This window comes from Nonomuraea sp. NPDC003560 (assembly GCF_042878785.1).
Classification (GTDB): domain Bacteria; phylum Actinomycetota; class Actinomycetes; order Streptosporangiales; family Streptosporangiaceae; genus Nonomuraea.
The window spans coordinates 206,499-228,665 of record NZ_JBIAOF010000009.1 but is presented as its reverse complement, the minus strand read 5'-3'; the positions used below and the strand labels follow the sequence as shown (position 1 = coordinate 228,665).

At 72.9% G+C, this 22,167-nt stretch carries 22 protein-coding genes and 1 pseudogene; 16 read left to right on the top strand and 7 right to left on the bottom strand.

What is annotated here, in order from left to right; all coding sequences use genetic code 11:
• Positions 1 to 10: 10 nt before the first annotated feature.
• Genes ACFYUV_RS32265 through ACFYUV_RS32250 form a run of 4 tightly spaced genes read right to left on the bottom strand, consistent with a single transcriptional unit; the run spans position 11 to position 3,793 of the window.
• Entirely contained in the window at positions 11 to 814 is an 804-nt protein-coding gene (locus ACFYUV_RS32265; protein WP_387674963.1) for a carbohydrate ABC transporter permease, read from the bottom strand.
• A complete protein-coding gene (locus ACFYUV_RS32260; RefSeq protein ID WP_387674961.1) occupies positions 811 to 1,695 on the bottom strand; it encodes a carbohydrate ABC transporter permease in 885 nt (294 codons plus the stop codon). The genes ACFYUV_RS32265 and ACFYUV_RS32260 overlap by 4 nt, the downstream gene beginning before the upstream one ends.
• Positions 1,686 to 2,921, bottom strand: coding sequence for an extracellular solute-binding protein (locus ACFYUV_RS32255; protein ID WP_387674959.1), 1,236 nt, complete (start codon positions 2,919 to 2,921; stop codon positions 1,686 to 1,688). Before ACFYUV_RS32255 ends, ACFYUV_RS32260 begins: the two co-directional genes overlap by 10 nt.
• 8 nt (positions 2,922 to 2,929) lie before the next feature.
• Positions 2,930 to 3,793 (bottom strand): MurR/RpiR family transcriptional regulator, encoded by an 864-nt coding sequence (locus tag ACFYUV_RS32250; protein ID WP_387674956.1) that lies wholly within the window; start codon positions 3,791 to 3,793, stop codon positions 2,930 to 2,932.
• 112 nt (positions 3,794 to 3,905) lie between these two features.
• On the opposite strand from ACFYUV_RS32250, the gene ACFYUV_RS32245 reads away from it, so the two are divergent.
• The 4 genes from ACFYUV_RS32245 to ACFYUV_RS32230 all read left to right on the top strand — a co-directional run bounded on the left by ACFYUV_RS32245 (position 3,906) and on the right by ACFYUV_RS32230 (position 8,593).
• Positions 3,906 to 5,546, top strand: a complete 1,641-nt coding sequence (locus ACFYUV_RS32245; protein WP_387674953.1) for a bifunctional metallophosphatase/5'-nucleotidase — start codon at positions 3,906 to 3,908, stop codon at positions 5,544 to 5,546.
• Between the two features lie 286 nt (positions 5,547 to 5,832).
• Positions 5,833 to 6,858, top strand: a complete 1,026-nt coding sequence (locus tag ACFYUV_RS32240; protein WP_387674950.1) for a hypothetical protein — start codon at positions 5,833 to 5,835, stop codon at positions 6,856 to 6,858.
• Positions 6,855 to 7,991 (top strand): sensor histidine kinase, encoded by a 1,137-nt coding sequence (locus tag ACFYUV_RS32235; protein WP_387674947.1) that lies wholly within the window; start codon positions 6,855 to 6,857, stop codon positions 7,989 to 7,991. Before ACFYUV_RS32240 ends, ACFYUV_RS32235 begins: the two co-directional genes overlap by 4 nt.
• Positions 7,988 to 8,593, top strand: coding sequence for a response regulator transcription factor (locus ACFYUV_RS32230; protein WP_358286887.1), 606 nt, complete (start codon positions 7,988 to 7,990; stop codon positions 8,591 to 8,593). The genes ACFYUV_RS32235 and ACFYUV_RS32230 overlap by 4 nt, the downstream gene beginning before the upstream one ends.
• Before the next feature lie 25 nt (positions 8,594 to 8,618).
• On the opposite strand, the gene ACFYUV_RS32225 is transcribed toward ACFYUV_RS32230, so the two are convergent.
• Positions 8,619 to 9,722 (bottom strand): FAD-dependent monooxygenase, encoded by a 1,104-nt coding sequence (locus ACFYUV_RS32225; RefSeq protein WP_387674944.1) that lies wholly within the window; start codon positions 9,720 to 9,722, stop codon positions 8,619 to 8,621.
• Positions 9,723 to 9,821: 99 nt separating this feature from the next.
• Between ACFYUV_RS32225 and ACFYUV_RS32220 the strand changes: the two genes are divergently transcribed.
• Positions 9,822 to 10,409, top strand: coding sequence for a TetR/AcrR family transcriptional regulator (locus ACFYUV_RS32220; RefSeq protein WP_387674941.1), 588 nt, complete (start codon positions 9,822 to 9,824; stop codon positions 10,407 to 10,409).
• Positions 10,410 to 10,499: 90 nt separating this feature from the next.
• Here the strand turns inward: ACFYUV_RS32220 and ACFYUV_RS32215 are convergent, their stop codons facing one another.
• The gene (locus ACFYUV_RS32215; protein ID WP_387674938.1) at positions 10,500 to 11,084 is read right to left on the bottom strand and encodes a TetR/AcrR family transcriptional regulator; all 585 of its coding nucleotides are present in this window, start codon (positions 11,082 to 11,084) and stop codon (positions 10,500 to 10,502) included.
• 88 nt (positions 11,085 to 11,172) lie between these two features.
• Here ACFYUV_RS32215 and ACFYUV_RS32210 point away from each other — a divergent pair, with 88 nt between their 5' ends.
• Both ACFYUV_RS32210 and ACFYUV_RS32205 read left to right on the top strand, forming a co-directional pair.
• Positions 11,173 to 11,805, top strand: coding sequence for an NAD(P)-dependent oxidoreductase (locus ACFYUV_RS32210; RefSeq protein WP_387674935.1), 633 nt, complete (start codon positions 11,173 to 11,175; stop codon positions 11,803 to 11,805).
• A 2-nt stretch (positions 11,806 to 11,807) separates the two neighbouring features.
• Positions 11,808 to 12,614, top strand: coding sequence for an SGNH/GDSL hydrolase family protein (locus ACFYUV_RS32205; protein WP_387674932.1), 807 nt, complete (start codon positions 11,808 to 11,810; stop codon positions 12,612 to 12,614).
• Positions 12,615 to 12,655: 41 nt separating this feature from the next.
• On the opposite strand, the pseudogene ACFYUV_RS32200 reads toward ACFYUV_RS32205, so the two are convergent.
• Positions 12,656 to 12,971 (bottom strand): annotated as a pseudogene (locus ACFYUV_RS32200) (class A beta-lactamase); the annotation flags it as partial.
• Between the two features lie 100 nt (positions 12,972 to 13,071).
• Here ACFYUV_RS32200 and ACFYUV_RS32195 point away from each other — a divergent pair.
• The 9 genes from ACFYUV_RS32195 (at position 13,072) to modA (ending at position 22,120) form a co-directional block, all read left to right on the top strand.
• Entirely contained in the window at positions 13,072 to 13,662 is a 591-nt protein-coding gene (locus tag ACFYUV_RS32195) for a TetR/AcrR family transcriptional regulator (protein WP_387674929.1), read from the top strand.
• On the top strand, positions 13,659 to 14,414 hold the full coding sequence (locus tag ACFYUV_RS32190) for an ABC transporter ATP-binding protein (RefSeq protein ID WP_387674926.1): 756 nt from the start codon (positions 13,659 to 13,661) through the stop codon (positions 14,412 to 14,414). Before ACFYUV_RS32195 ends, ACFYUV_RS32190 begins: the two co-directional genes overlap by 4 nt.
• Complete coding sequence (locus tag ACFYUV_RS32185) at positions 14,399 to 16,156, top strand: hypothetical protein (protein WP_387674923.1); 1,758 nt, start codon at positions 14,399 to 14,401, stop codon at positions 16,154 to 16,156. The genes ACFYUV_RS32190 and ACFYUV_RS32185 overlap by 16 nt, the downstream gene beginning before the upstream one ends.
• Before the next feature lie 59 nt (positions 16,157 to 16,215).
• On the top strand, positions 16,216 to 16,749 hold the full coding sequence (locus ACFYUV_RS32180; RefSeq protein WP_387674920.1) for a PadR family transcriptional regulator: 534 nt from the start codon (positions 16,216 to 16,218) through the stop codon (positions 16,747 to 16,749).
• Positions 16,746 to 17,474, top strand: coding sequence for an ABC transporter ATP-binding protein (locus tag ACFYUV_RS32175; protein WP_387674917.1), 729 nt, complete (start codon positions 16,746 to 16,748; stop codon positions 17,472 to 17,474). Before ACFYUV_RS32180 ends, ACFYUV_RS32175 begins: the two co-directional genes overlap by 4 nt.
• Before the next feature lie 5 nt (positions 17,475 to 17,479).
• Entirely contained in the window at positions 17,480 to 19,270 is a 1,791-nt protein-coding gene (locus ACFYUV_RS32170) for an FtsX-like permease family protein (RefSeq protein WP_387674914.1), read from the top strand.
• Positions 19,271 to 19,580: 310 nt separating this feature from the next.
• On the top strand, positions 19,581 to 20,738 hold the full coding sequence (locus ACFYUV_RS32165) for a Cmx/CmrA family chloramphenicol efflux MFS transporter (protein ID WP_387674913.1): 1,158 nt from the start codon (positions 19,581 to 19,583) through the stop codon (positions 20,736 to 20,738).
• A 151-nt stretch (positions 20,739 to 20,889) separates the two neighbouring features.
• Positions 20,890 to 21,303, top strand: a complete 414-nt coding sequence (locus ACFYUV_RS32160) for a helix-turn-helix transcriptional regulator (protein WP_357979097.1) — start codon at positions 20,890 to 20,892, stop codon at positions 21,301 to 21,303.
• Between the two features lie 10 nt (positions 21,304 to 21,313).
• Positions 21,314 to 22,120, top strand: a complete 807-nt coding sequence (gene modA, locus ACFYUV_RS32155; RefSeq protein WP_387674909.1) for a molybdate ABC transporter substrate-binding protein — start codon at positions 21,314 to 21,316, stop codon at positions 22,118 to 22,120.
• Positions 22,121 to 22,167 lie beyond the last annotated feature (47 nt).

The following is a 22,167-nucleotide window of genomic DNA, read 5'->3' as shown; positions in this document are numbered from 1 at the left end:
CAAACTGTCCTCAACGGTTCATGCCGGCGGTGAGCCCGGCGACGATCTGGCGGGTGGCCAGGATGAAGAGCACGACCAGGGGGATCGTCGTCATCACCAGGCCGGCGAAGAGCGTGCCCCAGTCGTTCTGGAACTGGCCGAAGAAGTGGGTGAGGCCGACCGGCAGGGTCAGCTTGCTCTCGTCCCGCATCAGGACCAGGGGGTAGAAGAAGTCATTCCAGATGGGCACGAACTGGAAGACCACCACGGTCGCCAGCGCGGGCCGTACCAGCGGCAGCATCACGTGCCAGAAGGTGGCGAACGGGCCCGCGCCGTCCAGGGCGGCGGCCTCGTCGAGCTCGTGCGGGAGCTGGCGGAAGAACGCGGTCAGCACGAACACGTTGAACGGCACCGACCCGGCCGCGTAGACCAGCACCAGCCCGGCCAGCGAGTCCACCAGGCCCATGCTCTCCAGCAGGTAGAACAGCGGCAGCACACCCAGGTGGGCGGGCAGCGTCATGCCCGAGACGAAGTAGGCGGCGAACAGTCCGCGCCCCCGGAACTCCCGGCGCCCCAGCGGGTACGCCGCCAGCAACGACACCACCGCGCCCAGCAGCACCGAGCAGACCACGACGATCGCCGAGTTCACCACGTACGTGGAGAAGGAGGCGTCGGTCCAGGCTTTGGCGTAGTTGCCGAGCCCGCTGGGCCAGCCGAGCGGCTGGTCGAAGATCTCGCTGGTCGGCCGGAGCGAGCTGAGCAGCATGACCAGCAGCGGCGACATGGAGAAGACGGCGTAGCCCCACAGCAGGACCCGGATCGCCACGGCCTTCACGACTTCCTCCTCAGGACCCGTTCCAGCAGCAGCGTCGAGCCGAAGATGAAGGTGAACATGAAGACCGCCAGCGCCGAGGACGTGCCCAGCGCGTTGACGTCGCCCGAGGCGAAGGCGGTCCGGTAGAACAGCAGGCCGAGCACGTCCGTCGCGCCCGCGGGGGCGCCGTTGGAGCCGCCCAGGGCGTAGACCAGGGCGAAGGTGCCCATGCTGCCGATGAAGCTGAGGATGGTCACGGTGGCCATGGCCGGCTTGAGCAGCGGCAGCGTGACGCGCCAGAACACCTGCCAGGAGCCGGCGCCGTCGGTCCTGGCGGCCTCGGCGTACTCCTGCGGGATGCCGCCGAGCGCGGCGCTGAACAGCAGCATCGGGAAGCCCACCCACTGCCAGCTGGTGATCAGGATGACGGTCGGCAGCGCGGTGGCGGGGTCGCCCAGCCACGGCATCGCCAGGCCCATCGGCTTGAGCAGCGCGTTGACCGGGCCGAAGGCCGGGCTGAGCAGCAGGGTCCACAGGTAGCCGATGACCAGCGGGTTGACCAGGTACGGCAGCGCGAACATGGTCTGCAGGGCCCGCTTGCCGCGCCGTACGCGGAACAGCGCCAGCGCGAAGGCCAGGCCCAGCGTGTTCTGCACCAGCATGGTGCCTGCGAAGAGCAGGAAGTTGTGCCCCAGCGCCGGGAGCAGCTGGTCCAGGAAGGCGCCGGACAGCAGGTTCGCGTAGTTGTCCAGCCCGGCCGGCTGGTCGCGCAGGGTGCCCTTCCAGGAGAAGAAGCTGTAGGTCAGCCCGGTGAACAGCGGATAGACCACGAACGCCGAGTACAGGAGGAAGGCGGGGACCAGGAACAGGTACGACGATCCCCGCCGTGCGGCTAGAGCCATGTGGCCACGCTCTTGTCGAGCTGCTCGGCGGCCTCCTCGGCGCTGATGCGGCCCAGCAGCATCTCCTGCAACGCCTTGGAGAACACGGTGGCCGAGGTCGGGTTGCCGTAGGCGAACTCGTTCATGAAGTAGGTGCCGCCGCGCTGGGCGAAGGTGGCGGAGACCTCGTTGAGCAGCGGATCCTTGGGGGTGACGCCGGGCACGGCGGAGAAGATGCGCAAGGTGTCGGTGTACAGCTGGCCGTAGTCCTTGGAGGCCAGCCACGCGGCGAACTTCAGCGCCTCGGCCTTGTGCCTGGTCTTGACGTTGACGCCGTACGAGCCGTCGGTGAAGCCGGGCATGACGCCCTCCCCCTCGGGCGTGGGCGGGGTGAAGACGCCCAGGTCGACGCCCTTGGCGTGCTCGCCGAAGAAGTTCAGCTCCCACAGGCCGCCGGGGAACATGGCCGCCTTGCCGGAGGAGAACAGGATCTGCGCGTCGGTGTAGGAGACGCCGGCCACGTCGTCGGGGAAGTACGGCTTGAGCTTGTTGAGCTGGTCGATGCCCTCGACGAAGCGCGGGTCGGCGAACTTCTTGCGCTTGGCCTTGACGTCGGCGATGAACGCGTCGCCGCCCCAGTGGGCGGTGCCGAAGATGCCGGCCACGATCGGCAGCATCCAGTCGTCCTTGCCGCCGAAGGCGAACGGCACGATGCCCTTGGCCTTGAGCTTGTCGGCCGCGGAGATCATGTCGGCGTACGTCTTCGGCGGGGTGAGGCCGTTGTCGGCGAAGATCTTCTTGTTGTAGATCACCTGGAGGGTCTGGACGGCGAACGGCACGCCGTAGACCTTGCCGTCCTTGTCGCCCTTGGCGTAGCGCAGCACCTTCTCGTCGTAGGCGGCCAGGCCGGGCACGTCCTTGGCGTCGAGCGGGAGCAGCCGGCCGGCCTCGACCAGCGGCTGGAGGTTGGCGCCGGCGCGCAGCCAGGCCAGGTCGGGTCCGCTGTCGCCGGCCAGGCCGGTGGACAGGATGGTGTCGTACTCGGTGGCCGTGGTGAACGAGCGGGCGTCGACGTCGATGCCGGGGTGGAGCTTCTCGTACTCGGCGAACATCTTGTCGTAGTTCGCCTCGGGGCCCCAGCCCCAGACCGAGAGGGTGATCTTGCCGGAATCGGCACTCGTCGTGGCGGAAGGGGCACAGGCGGTGACCGCCATCGCCAAGGCGACAGCGGCGGCGGCGAGACGCATGGGGACTCCTAGCGTGGGGGCAGGCGGTGCTTGCTGACCGCGTCGGTGGCCGCGGTGAGCAGTTGGTTGCTGGTCTCGTGGGTGCGCTGGACGACGCCGATGTACAGGCAGTCCAGGACGAGCATCTGGGTGTGGCGGGCGGCCACGCCGCCGGCGCGGAAGGGGGTGTCCTGCGCGGCGGTGGTCAGCACGATGTCGGCCACCTCGGCCAGCGGGCTGCGCGGGAAGTTGGTGACCGCGACGGTGGTGGCGCCGCGTCGCTTGGCGATGGCCAGCGGCTCGACCACTTCGGCCGTGGTGCCCGAGTGGGAGATCCCGAGCGCCACGTCGTCGCGGTCGCGGGCGTTGGCGCTGCAGACGGCGCTGTGCACGTCGGTCCACAACGCTCCGGGGCGGCCGATGGCGTGCAGGCGCAGGTGCAGGTCCATGGCCACGCCCGCGCTGCCGGCGACCGCGAAGAAGTCGATGAACCGGGCCCGTACCAGGGCCTCGACCGCCCGGTCCACGGCCTGAAGGTCGAGCTGGGCCGCCGTCTCCTCCATGGCGCGCATGTCGCTGGCCAGCAGGCTGCGCAGCACCAGGCTCGCGGGGTCGTCCGGGGAGAAGGCGATCAGGCCCTGCTCGCGCGGGGCGGCGTCGTTGCGGCCCAGTTCGGCGGCGAGCGCCAGCCTGAGCTCGGGGTAGCCGGCCAGGCCGAGCTGCCGGCAGAAGCGCGTGACGGTGGTGAGCGAGGTGCCGCACCGCTCCGCCAGCTCGCCGATGGTCGAGGCGGCCACGGTGGCGGGCTCGGCGAGGATCGTCTCGGCGATGCGCCGGTGGGTGGCCGTGAGGGTGGGCTCGATCCCTCGGATTCTGGCCAGGATCGGTGACATGGGAGGAACCCTCCCGCTTCCCGCAAGCTATGTCAATAGTTCACATTCGGCATCCAATGTTAGAAAATTTCCCTCTTGTGTGAGCTGATGGGACTATGTCACTTTCGTGGCCATGCGCAACCTCCTCATGGCGCTGGTGCTCGGCAGCACCAGCCTGCTGCCCGCCCGCGCCGACGCCGTGGGCATCCAGTTACTGGCCTTCAACGACTTCCACTCCGGCTTCCCGACCAGCTTCGCCATGACGCCGTCCGGGCCGGTCGAGGCGGGCGGGGCCGAGTACCTGGCCGCCCACATGGACCGGCTCCAGCGCGACAACCCCGACGGCACGCTGCGGCTCTCGGCCGGCGACAACTACTCCTCCAGCACCATGAACGCCACCGCCCTGCACGACGAGCCGGGCATCCAGGCACTCAACCTGATGCGCCTGGACGCCTCCAGCGTCGGCAACCACGAGTTCGACGAGGGCATCGCCGAGTTCCGCCGGATGGAGAACGGCGGCTGCCACCCGATCGACGGCTGCGCGCTGCCCGGCTTCAAGGGCGCCGCGTTCCCCTACCTGGGCGCCAACATCGTCGACACCACCACCGGCAAGCCCGCGCTGACGCCCTACATCGTCAAGGAGGTCAAGGGCGTCAAGGTCGGCATCATCGGCGTCGACTACAAGAACGCGCTCAACGAGGCCCCCGGCCCCACCAAGCCGCTGGAGGGCCGCGACGAGGCCGAGGCGGTCAACGCCTACACGGCCGAGCTCAAGGCCAAGGGCGTGCGCACGATCGTCGTCCTGATCCACCAGGGCGGCGGACAGACCGGCGGCGGCCTGCCCAACGAGTGCAACAACCTGGCCGGGCCGATCAAGGACATCGTGCAGCGGTTCGACCCCGAGGTCGACGCCGTCATCTCCGGGCACACGCACAACCCGTACAACTGCGTGGTCAACGGCATCCCCGTCACGCAGACCTCCGCCCACACGCGCGAGCTCACCAAGGTCGTCCTGACCGTCGACCGGGCGACCGGCAACCCGACCTCCGCCAAGGCCGAGAACATCACCGTCACCCACGACATCAAGCCCGACGCCCGGATCGCCGCTCTGCGCCGCCGCACCGACGAGCAGGCGCAGAAGCTGCTCGACCGGCCGGTCGGCCTGCTCGCCCGCGACCTGACCGCCCAGCGCAACGCCGCCGGCGAGTCCACCGTCGGCCACGCCCTGGCCGACGCCCGCCTGTTCGCCACCTCCGCCGCCGAGAACGGCGGCGCCCAGATCGCCGTCCAGCCGCCCTATGGCGGCGGCATCGGCGGCGACCTGATCGTCAACCCCACCGGCAACGAGATGTCGAACCTGGTGACGCACGGCAAGGCGCTGCGCGTGCAGCCGTTCGGCAACATGCTCGTCACCATGACGCTCACCGGCGCCCAGCTCGAACGGCTGCTGGAGCAGCAGTGGTGCGGCCAGAGCACCGCGCGCGTGCTCGGCGTCTCGCAGGGACTCACCTACACCTACGACAACGCCAAGCCCGCCTGCGACCGCGTCGACCCGGCGAGCATCAAGCTCAACGGCGCCGTCGTCGACCCCGCCGCGAGGTACCGCCTGACCGCCAACTCCTTCGTCGCGACCGGCGGCGACGGCTTCTCGGTGCTGACCGAGGGCACCGAGCGGGTGGAGAAGGTCCGCGACATCGAGGCGTTCGAGTCCTACATCCGCGCCAAGAGCCCGCTGCCCGCCCCGGCCCTGAACCGGGTCACCCGGGTGAACTGACCGTCCTGACCCTGCCCGCCGTGCTCCCGGCGGACCACGGCCTGGCCATCGGCAAGGCGGGTTGAACCCGCCGCGAATCTCACGGGCCGACCGATGACATCTGCATCTGTTCGCCGCCGTCCTCCGGGTGCAGGCTGAGTCCCTCGACATCCCCCGAGGAAGGCGGCGACGACCCCTCATGACTGTGCCGCTCACCCTGGTCCGGCCCCGGCGGCCGGGCCGCGCCGCCGTCCGGCCGGGCGGCCTACCCTGGTCAGCCGGGGAACGTCGACGGGTGGTGGGCAGGGTGGCGGACAGGGCGGAGTTCTGGCGGTCCGGCCGCGTCGTCCGGCTGGCGCCGGTCGTCGCCGTCGTGTGCAGCGCCCTGCTGCCGCTGCTGCAGGTGACGCTGTCGTTCGGCTACGAGGGCAACGACAGCCGCACCGGGCTGTGGAGCCTGGCCGCGACCGCGGTCTACCTCCCCCTGCACCTGCGCCACGTCTGGTACGCCGCCCACGCCCGCCGTCCGCCGGCCGGTCGCTGGACGTTCGCGGTCATGGCCGTCGTCGTGCTCGGCGTGACGCCGCTGGCCGGGAACATGTGGCCGCGGGCGTACGCGGGGCTCGTGGTGTCGGCCGTGCTGGTGCTGCCGGCGCCGTGGTCGTACCTGGCCTGCGTCGTTCTGGTGGCGGCGGCCGCGCCGGTGGCGCTGCTGCTGGGCCTGCCGTGGCAGGTGGCGTCGTGGCCGGCGTTCTCGGTGTTGTGCGGCGGCGGGGCGTTGCTGCTGCTCGTCTGGCTCGCCGCGGCGCTGACCCGGCTGCAGGCGGCCAGGGAGGCGCTGGCCCAGCAGGCGGTCGCGCAGGAGCGGCGGCGCATCGACGACGACCTGCGCCGCACGCTCGGCGGCGCGCTGGAGTCGATCGCCGCCCGCGGCGAACGCGCGGCGGCGGCCCTGGCCACTGGAAACACCCCTGGCCCCGCCCCCGGGCTGGCGGCGGAGCTCGCCCAGCTCGCCGACGACTCGCGCCGCACGCTGGCCGTGGCCAGACGGCGGGTGCGCGGCTACCGGCAGCCGTCGCTGCGGGCCGAGCTGGAGACGGCCGCCACGCTGCTGTCGGCGGCGGGCGTGCCGACCCGCCTGGAACTGCCCAGGCAGGGCGTCCCCGAGACGATCCCGCCCGGCCCGCGCGCGGCCCTTCGCGCCACGGTCACCCGCCTGCTGCGCGCCGAGGGCGTGCGCGCCTGCACGATCGCCGCCACCGTCGCGGACGGCCGGGTGCTGCTGGAGGTCCGCGCCGACGACGTGACCGAGACGATCGAGGTGCCGGCATGACCGCGCAGATCCCGCCGGCCTGGGTGCTGCGGCATCCGCGCCGGCCGTTCGTCGCGCTGCACGTCCCGCTGGCCGCGCAGGTGCCGGTCTACATCGGCATGGGCATGGAGGGGCCGCCCGGGGACCCCGTCCTGGCGGGCCTGGGCGTCCTGGCGGCCCTCGCGCTCCAGCTCCGCCACAGCCTGGCCGCCTCCCGCGGCGCGCGTCCGGCGGGCTGGCCCTGGACCCTGGCGGCGCTCCTGCTGCTGGCGAACCTGCCCCTGTGGTGGCTCGCCACCCAGTGGGAGGGCATGACCATCTTCGCCCTGGCCTCGATCGTCATGCTGCTGCGCGGCCCGGCGCGGGCGGTGGCCGCCGTCGCGCAGGTCCTGCACCCCGCCGCGCTGGAGGTGGCGCAGATGTTGCACGACGGCGACACGGTCCCGCACGCCCTCCTGCTGGCCGTCTACCCCCTGCTCGGCCTGATCGTGTTCGGCGGGGCGCTGGTCGCCGGGGCCCGCCTGGTGCTGCTGCTGGAGGAGCTGGAGGCCACCCGGGCCGAGCTGGCCGCGGCCGCGGTCGGCGAGGAACGCGTCCGGGTCTCGCGCGACCTGCACGACCTGCTCGGCCAGAGCCTGTCGGCCATCTCCCTCAAGGGCGACCTGGCCCTGCGGCTGCTCGTCAAGGACGCCGGCGCGGCCCGTGCCGAGATCGAGAGCCTGACCGGAGTCGCCCGCGACGCCCTCAGGGACGTGCGCGCGATCACCCGCGACGAGCTGGCCGTGTCGCTGCGCACCGAGATCGACGGCGCGGCGGCCCTGCTCGGCGCGGCCGGGGTCGGCACCCGGCTCGACGTGGCCGCGCTGCCGCCGCTGTCCGGCCCGGCCCACGACGCGCTGGCGTGGGCCATCCGCGAGGGCACCACCAACCTGCTGCGGCACAGCGAGGCCACGACCTGCGCGATCACCGTGGCCCGCGGCGGCGGCAGGGTACGGTTGGAGATCGTCAACGACGGCGTGCGCGGCGTCGGGCGGCCCGGGTCGGGGCTCGCCGGGGTGACCGAACGCGCCCGCGCGGCGTCCGGCTCGTCGTCCACCGCCGTCCGCGACGGCCGCTTCCGGTTGTCGGTCGAGGTTCCCGAGGAAGGCCCGTGATCCGCGTACTGATCGCCGAGGACATGCACATGATCCGCTCGGCCCTGGTCGCCCTGCTCTCGCTGGAGGACGACATGGAGGTCGTGGCCGAGATCGAGCGTGGCGACGAGGTGCTGGCCGCCGCCCTCCGGGTGCGCCCGGACGTCGCGGTGCTCGACATCGACATGCCCGGCCTGGACGGCCTGTCGGCCGCCGAGCAGCTGTCGCAGCGGCTGCCGGACTGCCGCACGCTCGTGCTCACCGGGCTCAGCCAGCCGGGGAACCTGCTGCGCGCGCTGAAGGTGCACGCGCGGGGGTTCATCGTCAAGGACGCCCCCGCCCAGACCCTGACCGACGGCATCCGGCGCATCGCCCGCGGCGAACGGGTGATCGACCCCGAGCTGGTCGCCGCCGCCCTGGAGACCGGCAGCAGCCCGCTCACCGCCCGGGAGACCGAGGTGCTGCGCGCCGCCGCGTCCGGCATCCGCACCGCGCAGATCGCCACCCAGCTCTCGTTGTCGCAGGCCACCGTGCGCAACTACCTGTCGAACGCGATCAGCAAGGTCGGCGGGCGCAACCGCATCGACGCCATCCGCATCTCCCGCGACGCGGGCTGGCTCTGAGCCGCCGGGGTCTTCGGCCACGGCCTCAGAGCGCGTACTCCTTGAGCGGGACCGTGTCGTCGACGTCGTCCGGCATGGGCTCGTCCGGCGCGCCGAAGAACCAGCGGGCCGCGGCCCGGCCGTGCCGCTGGTTGCGCTCGACGTAGTCGCGCATCCGGTGCTCGTAGGCGGCCAGGCCCGCGGCGTGGTCGGGCGCCTCGGCCAGCTCCCCGGCCAGCACGTACGCGCCGATCAGGGCCTGTGAGGTGCCGCGGCCGGAGGTCGGCGCCGCGCAGTAGGCCGCGTCGCCCAGCAGCGTGACCCGGCCGTTCGTCCAGGTGCCCATCACGACCTGGCCGGAGGAGTCGAAGAAGAACTCCTCGGCCTCCCGCATGGCCGCCAGCAGCCGGGGCACCTCCCAGCCCGCTCCCGCGTAGTGCTCGGCCACCAGGCGTTCCTGCTGGGCGCGGTCGCGCCGGTCGTAGACCAGGTCGTCGGCGGCGAACGACAGGCCGACCCGCAGCTCGGTGTTGCCGTGGGCGGTGAAGGCCAGGGCACTGCGGCCGGGGGTGTTGTGCATCAGGCCCGCGTCCCGCAGGTCCAGGATGTTGCCGGTGGTGAACAACGCGCCGTAGATGCCGAGGTCGCGCACGTAGCGCGACTCGGGGCCGAAGGCGAGCGCGCGCACCTTGGAGTGCATCCCGTCGGCGCCGACCACCAGGTCGAACGTGCGCGGCGCGGCCTTCTCGAACCGCACCCGCACCTCCGCCGCGTCCTGGTCGAGCGCGGTGACGGTGTCGTCGAACAGGTACTCGACGGTGTCCCGGGTGGCCTCGTACAGGACCTTCGTGACGTCGGACTTGAGCACCTCCAGCTCGCCGGAGATCGCCTCGGCGGGCAGCACGGCCAGCGTGTCGCCGGCCTCGTCGACCAGGGTCATGGAGGTCATCGTGGTCGCGTGCCGGCGCATCTCGGCCAGCAGGCCCATGCGGTCCAGCACGTCCAGGGCCGAGCCGCGGAAGTCGATGGCCGCGCCGCCGCCGCGCGGGGCCGGGGCGCGCTCGACGACGGTGACCTGGTGGCCGTGACGGTGCAGCCAGTAGGCGAGGGCGGGGCCGGCGACGCTGCCGCCGGAGATCAGGATGCGCATTGCCATGTCCTCTTTCGTCGGTGAACGCTCCACACCGTACGCAGATTTGGGCAAATGCGCAAGACGGCCGTCTAAGGCGTACGTGCTAGGCTTTCGGCCATGGGAAATCGCGAAGACCTGCTGGCCGGGGCGCGGCGCTGCCTGGAGGAGAAGGGCTGGGGGCGCACCACCGTCCGCGACATCGCCACGGCCTCGGGCGTGAGCATGGCGGCCATCGGCTACCACTTCGGCTCGCGGGAGGCGCTGCTCAACGCGGCCCTGGTCGAGGCCATGGGCGAATGGGGAGAGAAGGTCGGCGCGGCCCTGGCCGCGCTCGACGACCCCGGCAGGTCACCCGCCGAGAGCTTCGAGGCGCTGTGGGAGCAGCTGATCGGCTCGATCAACGAGCACCGCACGTTGTGGCTGGCCAACCTGGAGGCACTGGTCCAGGCCGAGCACTCGCCGGAGCTGCGCGAGCAGCTCGTGGCCGGTCAGCGCGAGGGGCGGCGGGGCATGGCCGCGCAGCTCACCGGGGTGCCGGAGGAGGAGATCGGCGACGGCGAGGTGCGCGCCGTCGGCTCGGTGCAGCTCGCGCTGCTGCTCGGGGTGATGGCCCAGTGGCTCAACGACCCGCGGGCCGCGCCCTCGGCCGCCGACGTGATCGAGGGGCTGCGGGCCGTCACCACCCGGTTCGGGCTGGTCAGGTGAGCGAGGCGCCTGCAGCTGTGCGGCGGCCCACAGTTCTGGCGCCTGGAGATCAGGTCGCCGGGACCATCGCGCCCTGGGGGGCGCCCGATCTCAGGGGGCGAGGGACGCGTACAGGGTGCGGGCGAAGGCGGCGGCCGCCTCGTGGGGGTCGGGGTGTGCGGGGGTGGACATGTGGCTGAGGAATGCCTGCTGGAAGCAGGCGCCGATCAGGAGAGCGGCGGCGGCCTGGACGTCCGCGTCCGGGTTCAGGCGGCCCTGTTGTTGTTCGGCGCGCAGGTATGCGGCGATCGCTTCGTTGACCTTGTGAGGGCCGACGCCCTTACGCCGTATCTCGGCCTTGTGCGCGGCCAGGGTGTCGGGGTCGGCGAACATCGAGGCGAACATGGGGAATCCGCCACTGTAGAAGGTGATCGCTGCCGCGGCGATGGCGGTGAGGGTGTCCACGACGTCTCCGGTTCCGGGCTTGCCGGGCAGCACCTCGGCCAGCCAGCCGAAGCCGGGTGAGCGTTCGCGCATCACCGCGACGAGCAGGTCGGCCTTGTTGGTGAAGTGCTTGTAGAGGGCGGCCTCGGTGAATCCGGCGGTGCGGGCGATCTGTCGCGTGGTCACGTTGGCCAGGCCCTGCTCCGCCATGACGGTGGCGGCCGCGTCGAGGATCGCATCCCTGGTGCCCATCGCTGCTCCTTCGCATTTGACGTAGTTAGTAAACGCTCGCTAACGTCACTCTATCAGTTAGCGAGCGTTTACTAACCAGGAGTCCCTGATGAAACTCGCCCTCTTCGGCGCAACCGGCGGCACCGGACAGCACCTGCTCGACCAGGCACTCGCCACCGGCCACCAGGTCACCGCGATCGTCCGCGACCCGACCCGGCTGCGCCGGCCGGACCGTCCCGGGCTCGACGTGGTGACCGCTGAACTGACGGACGCCAACACGATCGGCGCCGCCGTGACCGGCCAGGACGCGGTTGTGTCCACCCTGGGGCCCAGGCCGGGCGCGGGCGGGCCGGTGTGCGCCGAAGGCGCCCACGCGATCATGACGGCGATGCGAGCCACCGCGACCCGCCGCCTGATCGTCGTCACCGCCAGCGGGCACATCGTCGACGAGGGCGACGACCTGCTGAACCGAGCCCTGGTCAAACCCCTGCTACGCCGCCTCCTGCGGGAAGGATTCGCCGACTTCGCCCGCACCGACGAGGCCGTCCGCTCCAGCGGCCTGGACTGGACGATCATGCGACCTCCGCGCCTGACCAACGGCGAGCGCCGCCCCTACCGCACCGCCATCGACCGCAACGTGCGGCGCGGCATCACCATCGCCCGCGCCGACCTGGCCCACGCCATCCTTGCCGCACTCGCCGACCCTGCCACCGTCGGCCACAGCATCAGCCTGGGGTACTGACCATGAAAAGACGGATCGTCATCTGCGTGATCCTGCTGCTGTCCGTCGTGCTCACCGGCACCGGCGCCGTGGCCTATCTCACCTTCCTCCGCTCGCCCGACGACTCCCCGGCCGACCTGTGCGCTCAGGGCCGGCCGGGGACGCGTCCCCGCGTGGTCGCGGCCGGCGCCAGCATGACCCAGGGCACGCTCGGCGCGGACTGGGTGGCGGCCCTGCGGGCACGGCCCGAACACCGCGCCTACGAGTTCGTCAACGCGGGCATCAACGGCAACACCACCGCCGACCTGCTCCAGCGTCTCGACACCGACATCCTGGCATGCCGGCCGGCCGCGGTCCTGATCCTGATCGGCACCAACGACGTCCGCAACGACGTGGCACAGGAGCGCTACCGGGCCAACCTCAGCGCGATCATCGCCCGCATCCAGACCCGTACCGCCGCGCGGATCGCCGTGATGTCCCTGCCGCCACTCGGCGAGGACCTGGACACCACGATCAACCGGTCGCTCGCCGGATACAACGCCGCGATCAAAGAGATCGCACACCAGGCGCAGGTCCACTACCTGCCCGTGCATGAGCGCATGGCCGACCGCCTGCGGACACAGGGCGCACGGCAGCCGTACGCCTTCACCTTCCCGCTGGCCCTCGCCGTCGCCGCCCAGCATTACCTGCTCGGGCGCAGCTGGGACGAGATCGCCCGCGGCAGCGGGCGCGACCTCCTCGTGGACCACGTGCACCTCAACGACCGCGGCGGAGCGATCGTCGCCGATCTCGCTTCTCGCTGGCTGTCCGAGCGGTCCACCGCCTTCTAGCCAGTGCGACAGCCGCACCGGCCCGTGACCAGCCGCCGGGCCGGCCCGCCGGCGTCACGCATCAGCAGGTTGCCCGCGGTGCCGTCGCCGTGCCGGATGCCGGCGTCGCAGAGCTGCCGGACGGTCATGCCGGTGGCGACGTGCCGCCGGGTGATCGGTGAGATGGAGTCGATGTCGGCCCAGGTCTAGCTGACGCGGTCGGCCAGGTGGCCGAGCGGGTTGCGGTGCAGGACCGCCGCCGTTGAAGGTGGAGCAGAACGTGAGGCGCTCGTCGGCGCGGTGGGCCGGCGTGGCGCCGGTGCCGGTGGCCGGCGCGTACACGCCGAGGCGGCCGCCGTGCCGGCGTTCGAGCGCAGCCAGGTCCCCCGGCGGTCGATCTTCCCGCCACCACCCTAGGCGTCCCGCCCAGGTCAAACCGTCGTTGCCATCCTTTGAATGGCCGTTTAATATCTTGAACGTGCCATCAGGAGAGCGGACGTTCGTCGAGGAGAACCGGCGGGCCCAGATCATCGACTGCGCCGTCGAAGCTCTGGCGACGCTCGGATACCAGCAGGCGTCGATGGCGAAGATCGCCAAGCTCGCCGGCATCACGCCGGGCCTCATCGCCTACTACTTCGGCAGCAAGGACGAGCTGATCGAGGCGGTCGTCGGGCACGCGGTCAAGCTCGCCACCGACCTGATGGTGCCGCGCATCCTGGCCCAGACCACCGCCACCGACGGGCTGCGCGTCTACTTCGAGACCAACCTCGAGTTCATGCGGGTGCACCGCAAACCCCTGCTGGCGCTGGTCGAGATCATCACCCACGACCACGACGGACCCTACGCGGGCCAGCAGGGCACCGCCATCGACGACATCGAGAAGCTGCTGGCGTGGGGCCAGCAGACCGGCGAGTTCCGGGAGTTCCAGCTGCGGCCGATGGCGATCGCGATCCGCGGCGCCATCGACGCCGTGCCGAGCTACGTGCTGAAGGACCCCGACTACGACCTCAGCGCCCTCGCCGCCGAACTGGCCACCATCTTCACCCTCGCCACCAGGAGGACCTCATGACGCCGGCGCTTGAGATCAACGGTCTGACCAAGAGATTCGGCGACAAGGTCGCCGTCGACGCGATCCACCTCACCGTCCCCCAGGGGTCGTTCTTCGGGCTCGTCGGCCAGAACGGCGCCGGCAAGACCACCACCCTGTCCATGGCCGTCGGCCTGCTGCGCCCCGACGCGGGCGGCGCCACGATCTTCGGCCAGGACGTCTGGTCGGCTCCGGCGCAGGCCAAGGCCCTGGTCGGGGTGCTGCCCGACGGCATGGCCATGCCCGAGCGGCTGACCGGCCGCGAAGTGCTCACCTACCTCGGCCTGCTGCGCGGCCTGCCCAAGGACGAGGTGGCCCGGCGCGCCGACGAGCTGCTGGCGGTGCTGGAACTGGACGGCGCCGGCACCACGCTGGTCATCGAGTACTCCACCGGCATGCGCAAGAAGATCGGGCTGGCCACCGCGCTGCTGCACGCGCCCCGGCTGCTGGTGCTGGACGAGCCGTTCGAGGCGGTCGACCCGGTCTCGGCCGCCACGATCAAGCGGATCCTGCGCGGGTTCGTCGCCAACGGCGGCTCGATCGTGCTCTCCAGCCACGTCATGGCCCTGGTGGAGCAGCTCTGCGACCGGGTCGCGGTGATCGACAGGGGCACGGTGGCCGCGGCCGGCACCCTCGACGAGGTGCGCGGCGGCCGCTCGCTGGAGGACACCTTCGTCACCCTCGTCGGCAACGACGACACCGGCGTGAAGGAGCTGTCGTGGCTGTCACACTGACCCCGCCGAACACCCTCGGCACCCTGGCCACCATGGCCCGGATGAAGGTCGCGCTCCTGCGCCACGCCTTCCGGGGGACCCGGGCCCAGACCGCGGGCACCGGCGCCGCGCTGGGCGCGCTGCTCGCCGCCGGGACGATCTACCTGGCCTTCGCCGACCCCGAGCTGCTGGCCGCCGCCTACGCGGTGTGGCTGCTGGGCTGGATGCTCGGCCCCGTCTTCATGGGCGGCGGCGACGAGACGCTGCGGCCGGAGTACTTCACGATGCTCGGCCTGCCGCCGCGCCGCCTGGCGTCCGGGCTGCTGGTGGCGGCCTTCGTCGGCGTCGCGCCGCTGGTCAGCCTGACCGCGCTGCTCGGCCTGCCGATCGCGGGCGCGCGGCTCGGGCCGGTCAACGCCCTGGTGGCCGTGCCCGCGATGGTGTTGCAGCTGGCCGTGTTCGTGCTGCTGTCGAAGCTCGCGGTGGCGCTGGTCGGGCAGGCGCTGCGGTCCCGGGCGGGCGCGATCGCCTCCGGCGTGCTCAACGGCGCGATCCTGGCGGCGCTCGGCCAGATCTGGATCTTCTTCGTGGCCTTCGGCCAGACCGGCATGCCGTCGTTCGTCCGGTACCTGCCCTCCGGGTGGGGGCTGCTGGCCGTCCAGGGCGAGTGGTGGGCGCTGCCCGCCCTGGCGCTCCTGGCCGTGCTGCTGCTCGGCGCGTGGGCGGTGCTGCTGGGGCGGCGCGCGGGGGCGACGCAGCGGTCCGGGCGCACCCGGCGTCCGATGACGGCCGCCACCGCCAACGGGGCGATCGTCGCCAAGGAGCTGCGCACCTGGTCACGTGATCTGGTGCGCAACCACCAGCTCACGTTCGCGCTGTCGTACGCCGTCTGCTTCGCGGCCGTCCCGCTGGTCGTCGGGTGGAACGGCATGCTGCCCTACGCGGGCCCGATCTTCGTCGTGATGGCCGCGGCCATGGCCGCCAACCAGTACGGCGCCGACGGCACCGCGCTCTGGCTGACCCTGATGACCCCCGGGGCGAGCGACGTGCGCGGCCGGCAACTGGCGTGGCTGACGGCGCAGACGCCGGTGGCGGCCGTGCTGACCGTGGCGTTCACCGCGATCACCGGCGGTCCGTGGCCGCTGGTCCTGGCGCTGCTGGCGGCCCTGCTGGGCGGCGCGGCCGGGCTGGTGCCGCTGATCTCGGTGTACGGGCTGGTGCCCGGCACCGACCCGCACCGCCGCGCCGGCAACCCGCTGCGCACCAGCGAGGACGACGGCGGCCTGACCGGGCTGGCCTACCTGACCCTCGCCCTGGTGGCCCTCACCGGGCTGCCCGCGGCGCTGGTCGCCCTCCGGTACGGCTGGGCCGGGGTCGCCGTCGGCGTCCTGACGGGGGCGTTGTGCGTCTGGGGCCTCGGCCTGCTCGCCGAACGCCGCCTGCGCGCGCAGGGCCCCGACCTGCTGGACCTGATGCGCACCGGGCGCAGGCAGCGGCCCGCCGTGGCCTCCCGCTTCGACCGGCTGTCCACGACGCAGCGCATGGTCACCTGGTGGTGCTTCGGCCTCGGCGCGATCCCGCTGGTGCCGCAGGGCATCCTCGCGGCCGTCTTCGTCTCCAACGACATGCTGCGCCACTCCTGGTTCCTGGCCACGTACATGCCGGCCGGGCTGCGCTATCCGGTCGCCGCCGGGTTCGTCCTGCTCGGCCTGGCGATGTACGGCCTGGGCCTGTGGATGATCAGGCCGCGCCCGTCCCAGTAGGTTTTGACACCTCCTACGGCTAACCGCTATCTATGGGCTAACCGTTAGGGGGTGGGGCCGTGCAGGACGCGGTGCTGGCGATGCTCGCCAAGGAGCCGTCGCACGGCTACGACCTGCGCGCCCGCCTGCGGCACAGCCTCGGCCCGCTGGGCGAGTCGATGAACCCCGGCCAGATCTACGTGACCCTGGCCAGGCTGGAGAAGGCCGGGCTCGTCGCCTGCGAACGGGCCGACGGCCTCCCCGAGCGGCCCGACCGCAAGGTCTACGCGCTGACCCCCGACGGCCAGCGCCGGGTGGCCGCCTGGCTCGCCGAGGTCGGCTGGCCGAAACCGGACCTGGCCGAGTTCCATCTCAAACTCGCCGCCGCGGCCGCGGCCCGGCTGGCCGACCCGGTCGAGCTGGTCGCGGCGCAGCGCCGCGAGCTGCTGCGCCGCCTGCGCGAGGTCCAGCAGGCGGCGCTGGACGAACCGCCCGGATCACCCGCCGGCCTGCTGCTGGAAGGGATCGTGCTGCGGTTGCGGGCCGACCTGCGCTGGCTGGACGCCTGCGAGCGCACCTGGTCCGGGGCCGAAGACGAAGACGAGGGCGCATGAACGTGTTACAGGCCCGCGGCCTGGTGAAGACGCACGGCCAGGGGCAGAGCCGGGTCCGCGCGGTGGACGAGGTCGACCTGGAGATCCCCCAGGGGCAGACGCTGGCGGTGACCGGCCCGAGCGGCTGCGGGAAGTCCACCCTGCTCCACCTGCTCGGCGGCCTGGAACGGCCCACCGGCGGAGAGGTGTGGCTGGCCGGCCGGCGCGTCGACACGCTGAGCGAGCGGGCCCTGGCCCGCCTGCGACGCCGGTCGGTCGGGTTCGTCTTCCAGGCGTTCCACCTGGTGGAGGAGCTGTCGGCGGCCGAGAACGTCGAGCTGCCCGCGCTGCTGGCCGGCCGCTCGCGCCGCCAGGCCAGGCGGCGGGCCCACGCGCTGCTGGACCGGGTCGGGCTCGCCGCCCGCGCCCGGCACCTGCCCTCGCAACTGTCCGGCGGCCAGCGCCAGCGCGTCGCCGTCGCCCGCGCGCTGGTCAACGACCCGCTGGTGGTGCTGGCCGACGAGCCCACCGGCAACCTCGACACCGCCGCCACCCTCGACGTGCTGAGGATCTTCGGCGAGCTGCGTTCCGCCGGGCAGACCCTCGTGATCGTCACGCACGACGAGCGGGTGGCGGCGACCGCCGACCGGCTGGTCTCGATGCGCGACGGCATGTTCGTCGACGACACCCACCTGGCCGCCGCCCGCCCGCGGGGGCTGGGCGGCCTGATCGGGCTGGAGGACTGACCGTCATGGGCACTGTCCTGCTCGTCACCCGGCTGGTGCTGGCCGACGTGCGGCGGCACCGCGTCCAGGCCGCGATGCTGCTGCTCGCGGTGACCGTGGCCACCGCGACGATGGCCCTGGGCCTGTCCCTGGGCGACGCCAGCCGCTCCCTGTACGAGCAGACCCGCGCGGCCGCCGCCGGACCGGACGTGGTGGCATTGTCCGGCGGCTCGGGCCGCGCGGCGACCTCCGCCCTGGCCTCGCTCGCGGACGCCCCCGAGGTGGCCGCCCACCACGGCCCCTACCGCATCGTCTACGCCGACCTCACCGCGCGCGGCTCGACGTCGTCCCAGGTGGTGGTGCACGGCTTCGCCGAGCGGCCCGGCCCGGTCAACCGGCCGCTGGTGACCTCGGGCCGGTGGGTGCGCCCCGGCGGCGCCGTCCTCGAACGCGGCTTCGCCACCGCCCTGGACGTCGGCGTCGGCGACCGGGTCACCATCGCCGGCCGGCCGTACCCCGTCGTCGGGATCGCCGTCACCGCGGCCACCTCCGTCTACCCCTGGGCGGCGCAGATCGGGCCGGGCGGCGGCCCCAGCGACTATGCCGGCCTGGCCTGGCTGACCAGCTCGGACGCCCGGACGCTGGCCTCCGCCCGGCGCCTGCCGGTCACCACGGCCATCGACCTCAGGCTGCGCGACCCCGCCGCCACCGAGGCGTTCCGCGACGCGCACCGCGACCCGGACCTGCGGGTCAACTTCCACTCCTGGCAGTTCACGGCCGAACAGGACACCGTCATCCTCAAGGACAGCCAGCCGATCCTGGTGGTCGGGAGCTGGCTGCTCAGCTTCCTGGCCGTCACCGGGGTCGCGGCGCTGGCCGCCGGGCGCGCCGCCGCACAGACGCGCCGGGCCGGGCTGCTCAAGGCCGTCGGCGCCACCCCCGGGCTGATCGCCACCGTCCTGCTCACCGAGTACCTGGCCCTCGCGCTGGCCGGCGACGCGCTGGGGCTGACGATCGCCCGCCTGACCGCGCCCGCCCTGGCCGGCCCCACGGCCAGCCGGATCGGCGACGCGGCCGAGCTCGGCGGCTCCGTCGTGGTCACCGCGACCGTCCTGGCCGTGGCGGTCGCGGTGCTGTCCACGCTGCGTCCCACGCTGCGCGCCATGCGGACGGCCACCGTCACGGCGCTGTCCGCGACCGCGCGCCCGCCCCGGCACCGGCCCCTGATCACCGCCCTGTCGGCGCTGCTGCCCACGCCGCTCCTGCTCGGGCTGCGGCTGACCGCCCGCCGTCCCGGCCGGGCGGTGCTCCAGGCGTGCTCCACCGCCACCACGGTGATCGCGATGGTCGCCCTGCTGACCCTCCACGTCCAGCCGGAACGCGGCTACGGCCTGGACGGCTCCTCCGTGCTGCCCAACCTGCGCGGCGAGCAGGACCGCCGGCTGATGCTCGCCGTCACCGCCCTGCTGATCGTCCTGGCCGTCGTCAACACCGTCACGCTCACCTGGACCACCGCCATGGAGGCGCGCGCCACCATGGCCGTCGCCCGCACGCTCGGCGCCACCCCTGGGCAGGTCGCCGCGGGCCTGTCCAGCGCCCAGCTGCTGCCCAGCCTGCCCGGCGCCGTCGTCGGCGTTCCCCTGGGCCTCGGCCTGCTCTCGCTCTTCGCGGCCGGGAACTCGGCGCAGGCCCCCTTCTCATGGCTGGCCGCCGCCGTGCCGGCCACCCTCCTGGCGACCGCGGCGTTCGTCGCCCTGCCCGCCCGGCTGGCCGCCCGCCGGCCCGTCGCCCAGGAACTCAGCGCCGAGACCGCGTGACCGGCCGCGCGGGAACCCGGTGGACGGCTTCCGTGATCTCCGGCTAGGGTGTGGCGCGTGTCCGGTCCCGAGGCGTCAAGACGCTAGCCACCGATCGTCGGTGGCTTCTCGTGATGTCCTGCGGCCGCGCCGTCCCTGAGACCGCGCGCCCTTCCGGCATCCGATCACCTTCGTACGGACCGGTCTCTCCCGGCTGTTCCGCCACCGTCGTGGCGTCGAACCCGGCCCCTCCCTTCTCGCGGTAGCGCCCGCGCCCCGCTGTGCCGCGGGCGCGCCGCGTTCCTTCGTGCTGCTTTTTGGAGTACCGCTCGTGCCTTTCGCCATCTACGTTCTCGGGCTGGCCGTGTTCGCCCAGGGAACGTCGGAGTTCATGCTGTCCGGGCTGGTTCCGGCCATCGCCACCGACCTGGGCGTGTCCGTCCCGGCCGCGGGCGCGCTGACGTCCGCGTTCGCCGCGGGCATGGTCGTCGGGGCGCCGCTCATGGCGCTGCTCAGCCTGCGCTGGCCACGCCGGCAGGCGCTGCTCGTCTTCCTCGTCGCCTTCGTGCTCGTGCACGTGGCGGGCGCGCTCACCACCGACTTCGCCGTGCTGCTGGTCACCCGCGTCCTCGGGGCGCTGGCCAACGCCGGTTTCCTCGCCGTGGGCCTGGCGACGGCGGCCGGCATGGCCGCCCCCGACGCCAAGGGCCGCGCCACGTCCGTCCTGCTCGGCGGGATCACGCTGGCGTGCGTCGCAGGGGTGCCCGCGGGCGCCGTGCTCGGCCAGGCGTTCGGCTGGCGGTCGGCGTTCTGGGCGGTGGCGCTGGTGTCGCTGCCGGCTGTCGTCGCGGTCGTGCGGTCGGTGCCGGCCGGCGGGCAGGAGAGCGTCCGTCCGCGCGCCCGGCACGAGCTGCGGGCGTTGCGCGAGCCGCGCCTGCTGGTCGCGCTGGCGCTGGGCGCGCTGGTCAACGCCGCCACCTTCGGCACCTTCACCTACCTGTCGCCGCTGCTCACCGAGGTGAGCGGCGTCTCCGAGGGGTGGGTGCCGGTGCTGCTCGCGCTGTTCGGGCTGGGGTCGTTCGCCGGGGTGACCGCCGCAGGCCGGCTGTCGGACGCGCGGCCGGCGCTGGTCCTGGTCGCCGGCGGGCTCGCCTTGCCGGCCGGGTGGGCGCTGTTCGCGGTCGCGGCGGGCGTTCCGGCCGCGGCGTTCGTGCTGGTCTTCGTCCAGGGCGCGCTGTCCTTCGCGGTCGGCTCGACCCTGATCGCCCGCGTCCTGTACGCCGCCGCCGCGGCGCCCTCGCTCGGCGGCTCCTTCGCCACGGCGGCGCTCAACGTGGGGGCCACCGCGGGCCCGGCGCTCGGCGGCGCGGCCATCGCCGCCGGGCTCGGCTACCGGTCGGCGCTGTGGGTCAGCGCCCTGCTGGTGGTCGTGGCGCTCGTCGTGGCGGCCGTTGTCCACAGGTCGCCGGCGAGCGTCACGCGGCGCTGACCGGGAGCGGGAAGATGGTCCGGCGGCGGTGACCGGGCGCGGTTGCCGGTGGTGCTCTCGTGAATGCGATGGCATGCCCGGCGATCGGGTCGCTGTTGCCTAGCCAGGTGGGGCTTCAGGGTGGATTATGCGGAAGGTAGGGTGTGGGTTTGTGACGACGTTCCGGATCAGCGAGGCCGCGGCGCTGCTCGGGGTCAGCTCCGACACCGTCCGGCGGTGGGTCGACGCGGGCCGGCTGGCGGCCGAGCGCGACGAGCACGGCCACCGGCGGGTCGACGGCGCCGACCTGGCGGCCTTCGCCCGTTCGCAGATCGAGTCCGACGGCGAGGGCGGCCGCTCCTCGGCGCGCAACCGCTTCCGCGGCATCGTGACGGAGGTGATCCGCGACGCGGTGATGGCCCAGGTCGAGATCGCCGCCGGGCCGTTCCGCGTGGTGTCGCTGATGAGCCGGCAGGCGGCCGACGAGCTGGGCCTCCAGGTGGGAGTGGTGGCGGTCGCCGTGATCAAGTCCACCAACGTCGTCGTGGAGATCCCCGGCCACGAGCGCGTGGCCAGTCAGGTGTGAGGAGCCCCCCTTGGTGTTCAGGCGTCTTTCCCGATGGTCGATCGCCCTGCCCGTCGCGTTCGCGCTGGCCGGCCTGGCCGGCTGCGGCTCGGGCGCGCCGGCCACGTCCGCCTCGTCCGCTCCCGCCGCGTCCGCCGGTGGGGGCGCCGGGGAGGTGACGGTGTTCGCGGCGGCCTCGCTGACCGGTACGTTCACCGAGCTGGGCAGGAGCTTCGAGAGCGCCCATCCGGGAACGACGGTGAGGTTCAACTTCGGCTCCAGCGCCACCCTGGCCCAGCAGATCGTCCAGGGCGCCCCCGCCGACGTGTTCGCCGCCGCCAGCCCGGCCACCATGAAGACGGTCACCGACGCCTCCCTCGCGGGCGCCCCGGCCACGTTCGTCCGCAACAAGCTGCAGATCGCCGTGCCCGCCGCCAACCCGGCCAAGGTCGACGAGCTGAAGGACCTGGCCGACCCCGCGGTGAAGGTGGCGCTCTGCGCCGAGCAGGTGCCGTGCGGGGCCGCCGCGGTCAAGGCGCTCGGCGCGGCCGGCCTCAAGGTCACGCCGGTGACCCTGGAACAGGACGTCAAGGCCACCCTCACCAAGGTGCAGCTGGGCGAGGTGGACGCCGCGCTGGTCTACCGGACCGACGTGATCGCCTCCGGCGGCAAGGTGACCGGCATCGACTTCCCCGAGGCCGCCCAGGCGATCAACGATTACCCGATCGCGGCCCTGACCAAGGCCCCGGCCGGCGACCTGGCCAAGCAGTTCGTCGACCTGGTGCTGTCCCAGCAGGGCAAGGACGTCCTGGCCAAGGCCGGTTTCGAGGCCCCGTGAGCGCTCGCTCCCGGCGCCTTGGCCCGGCGGGCGCGTCCGCCGGGCGT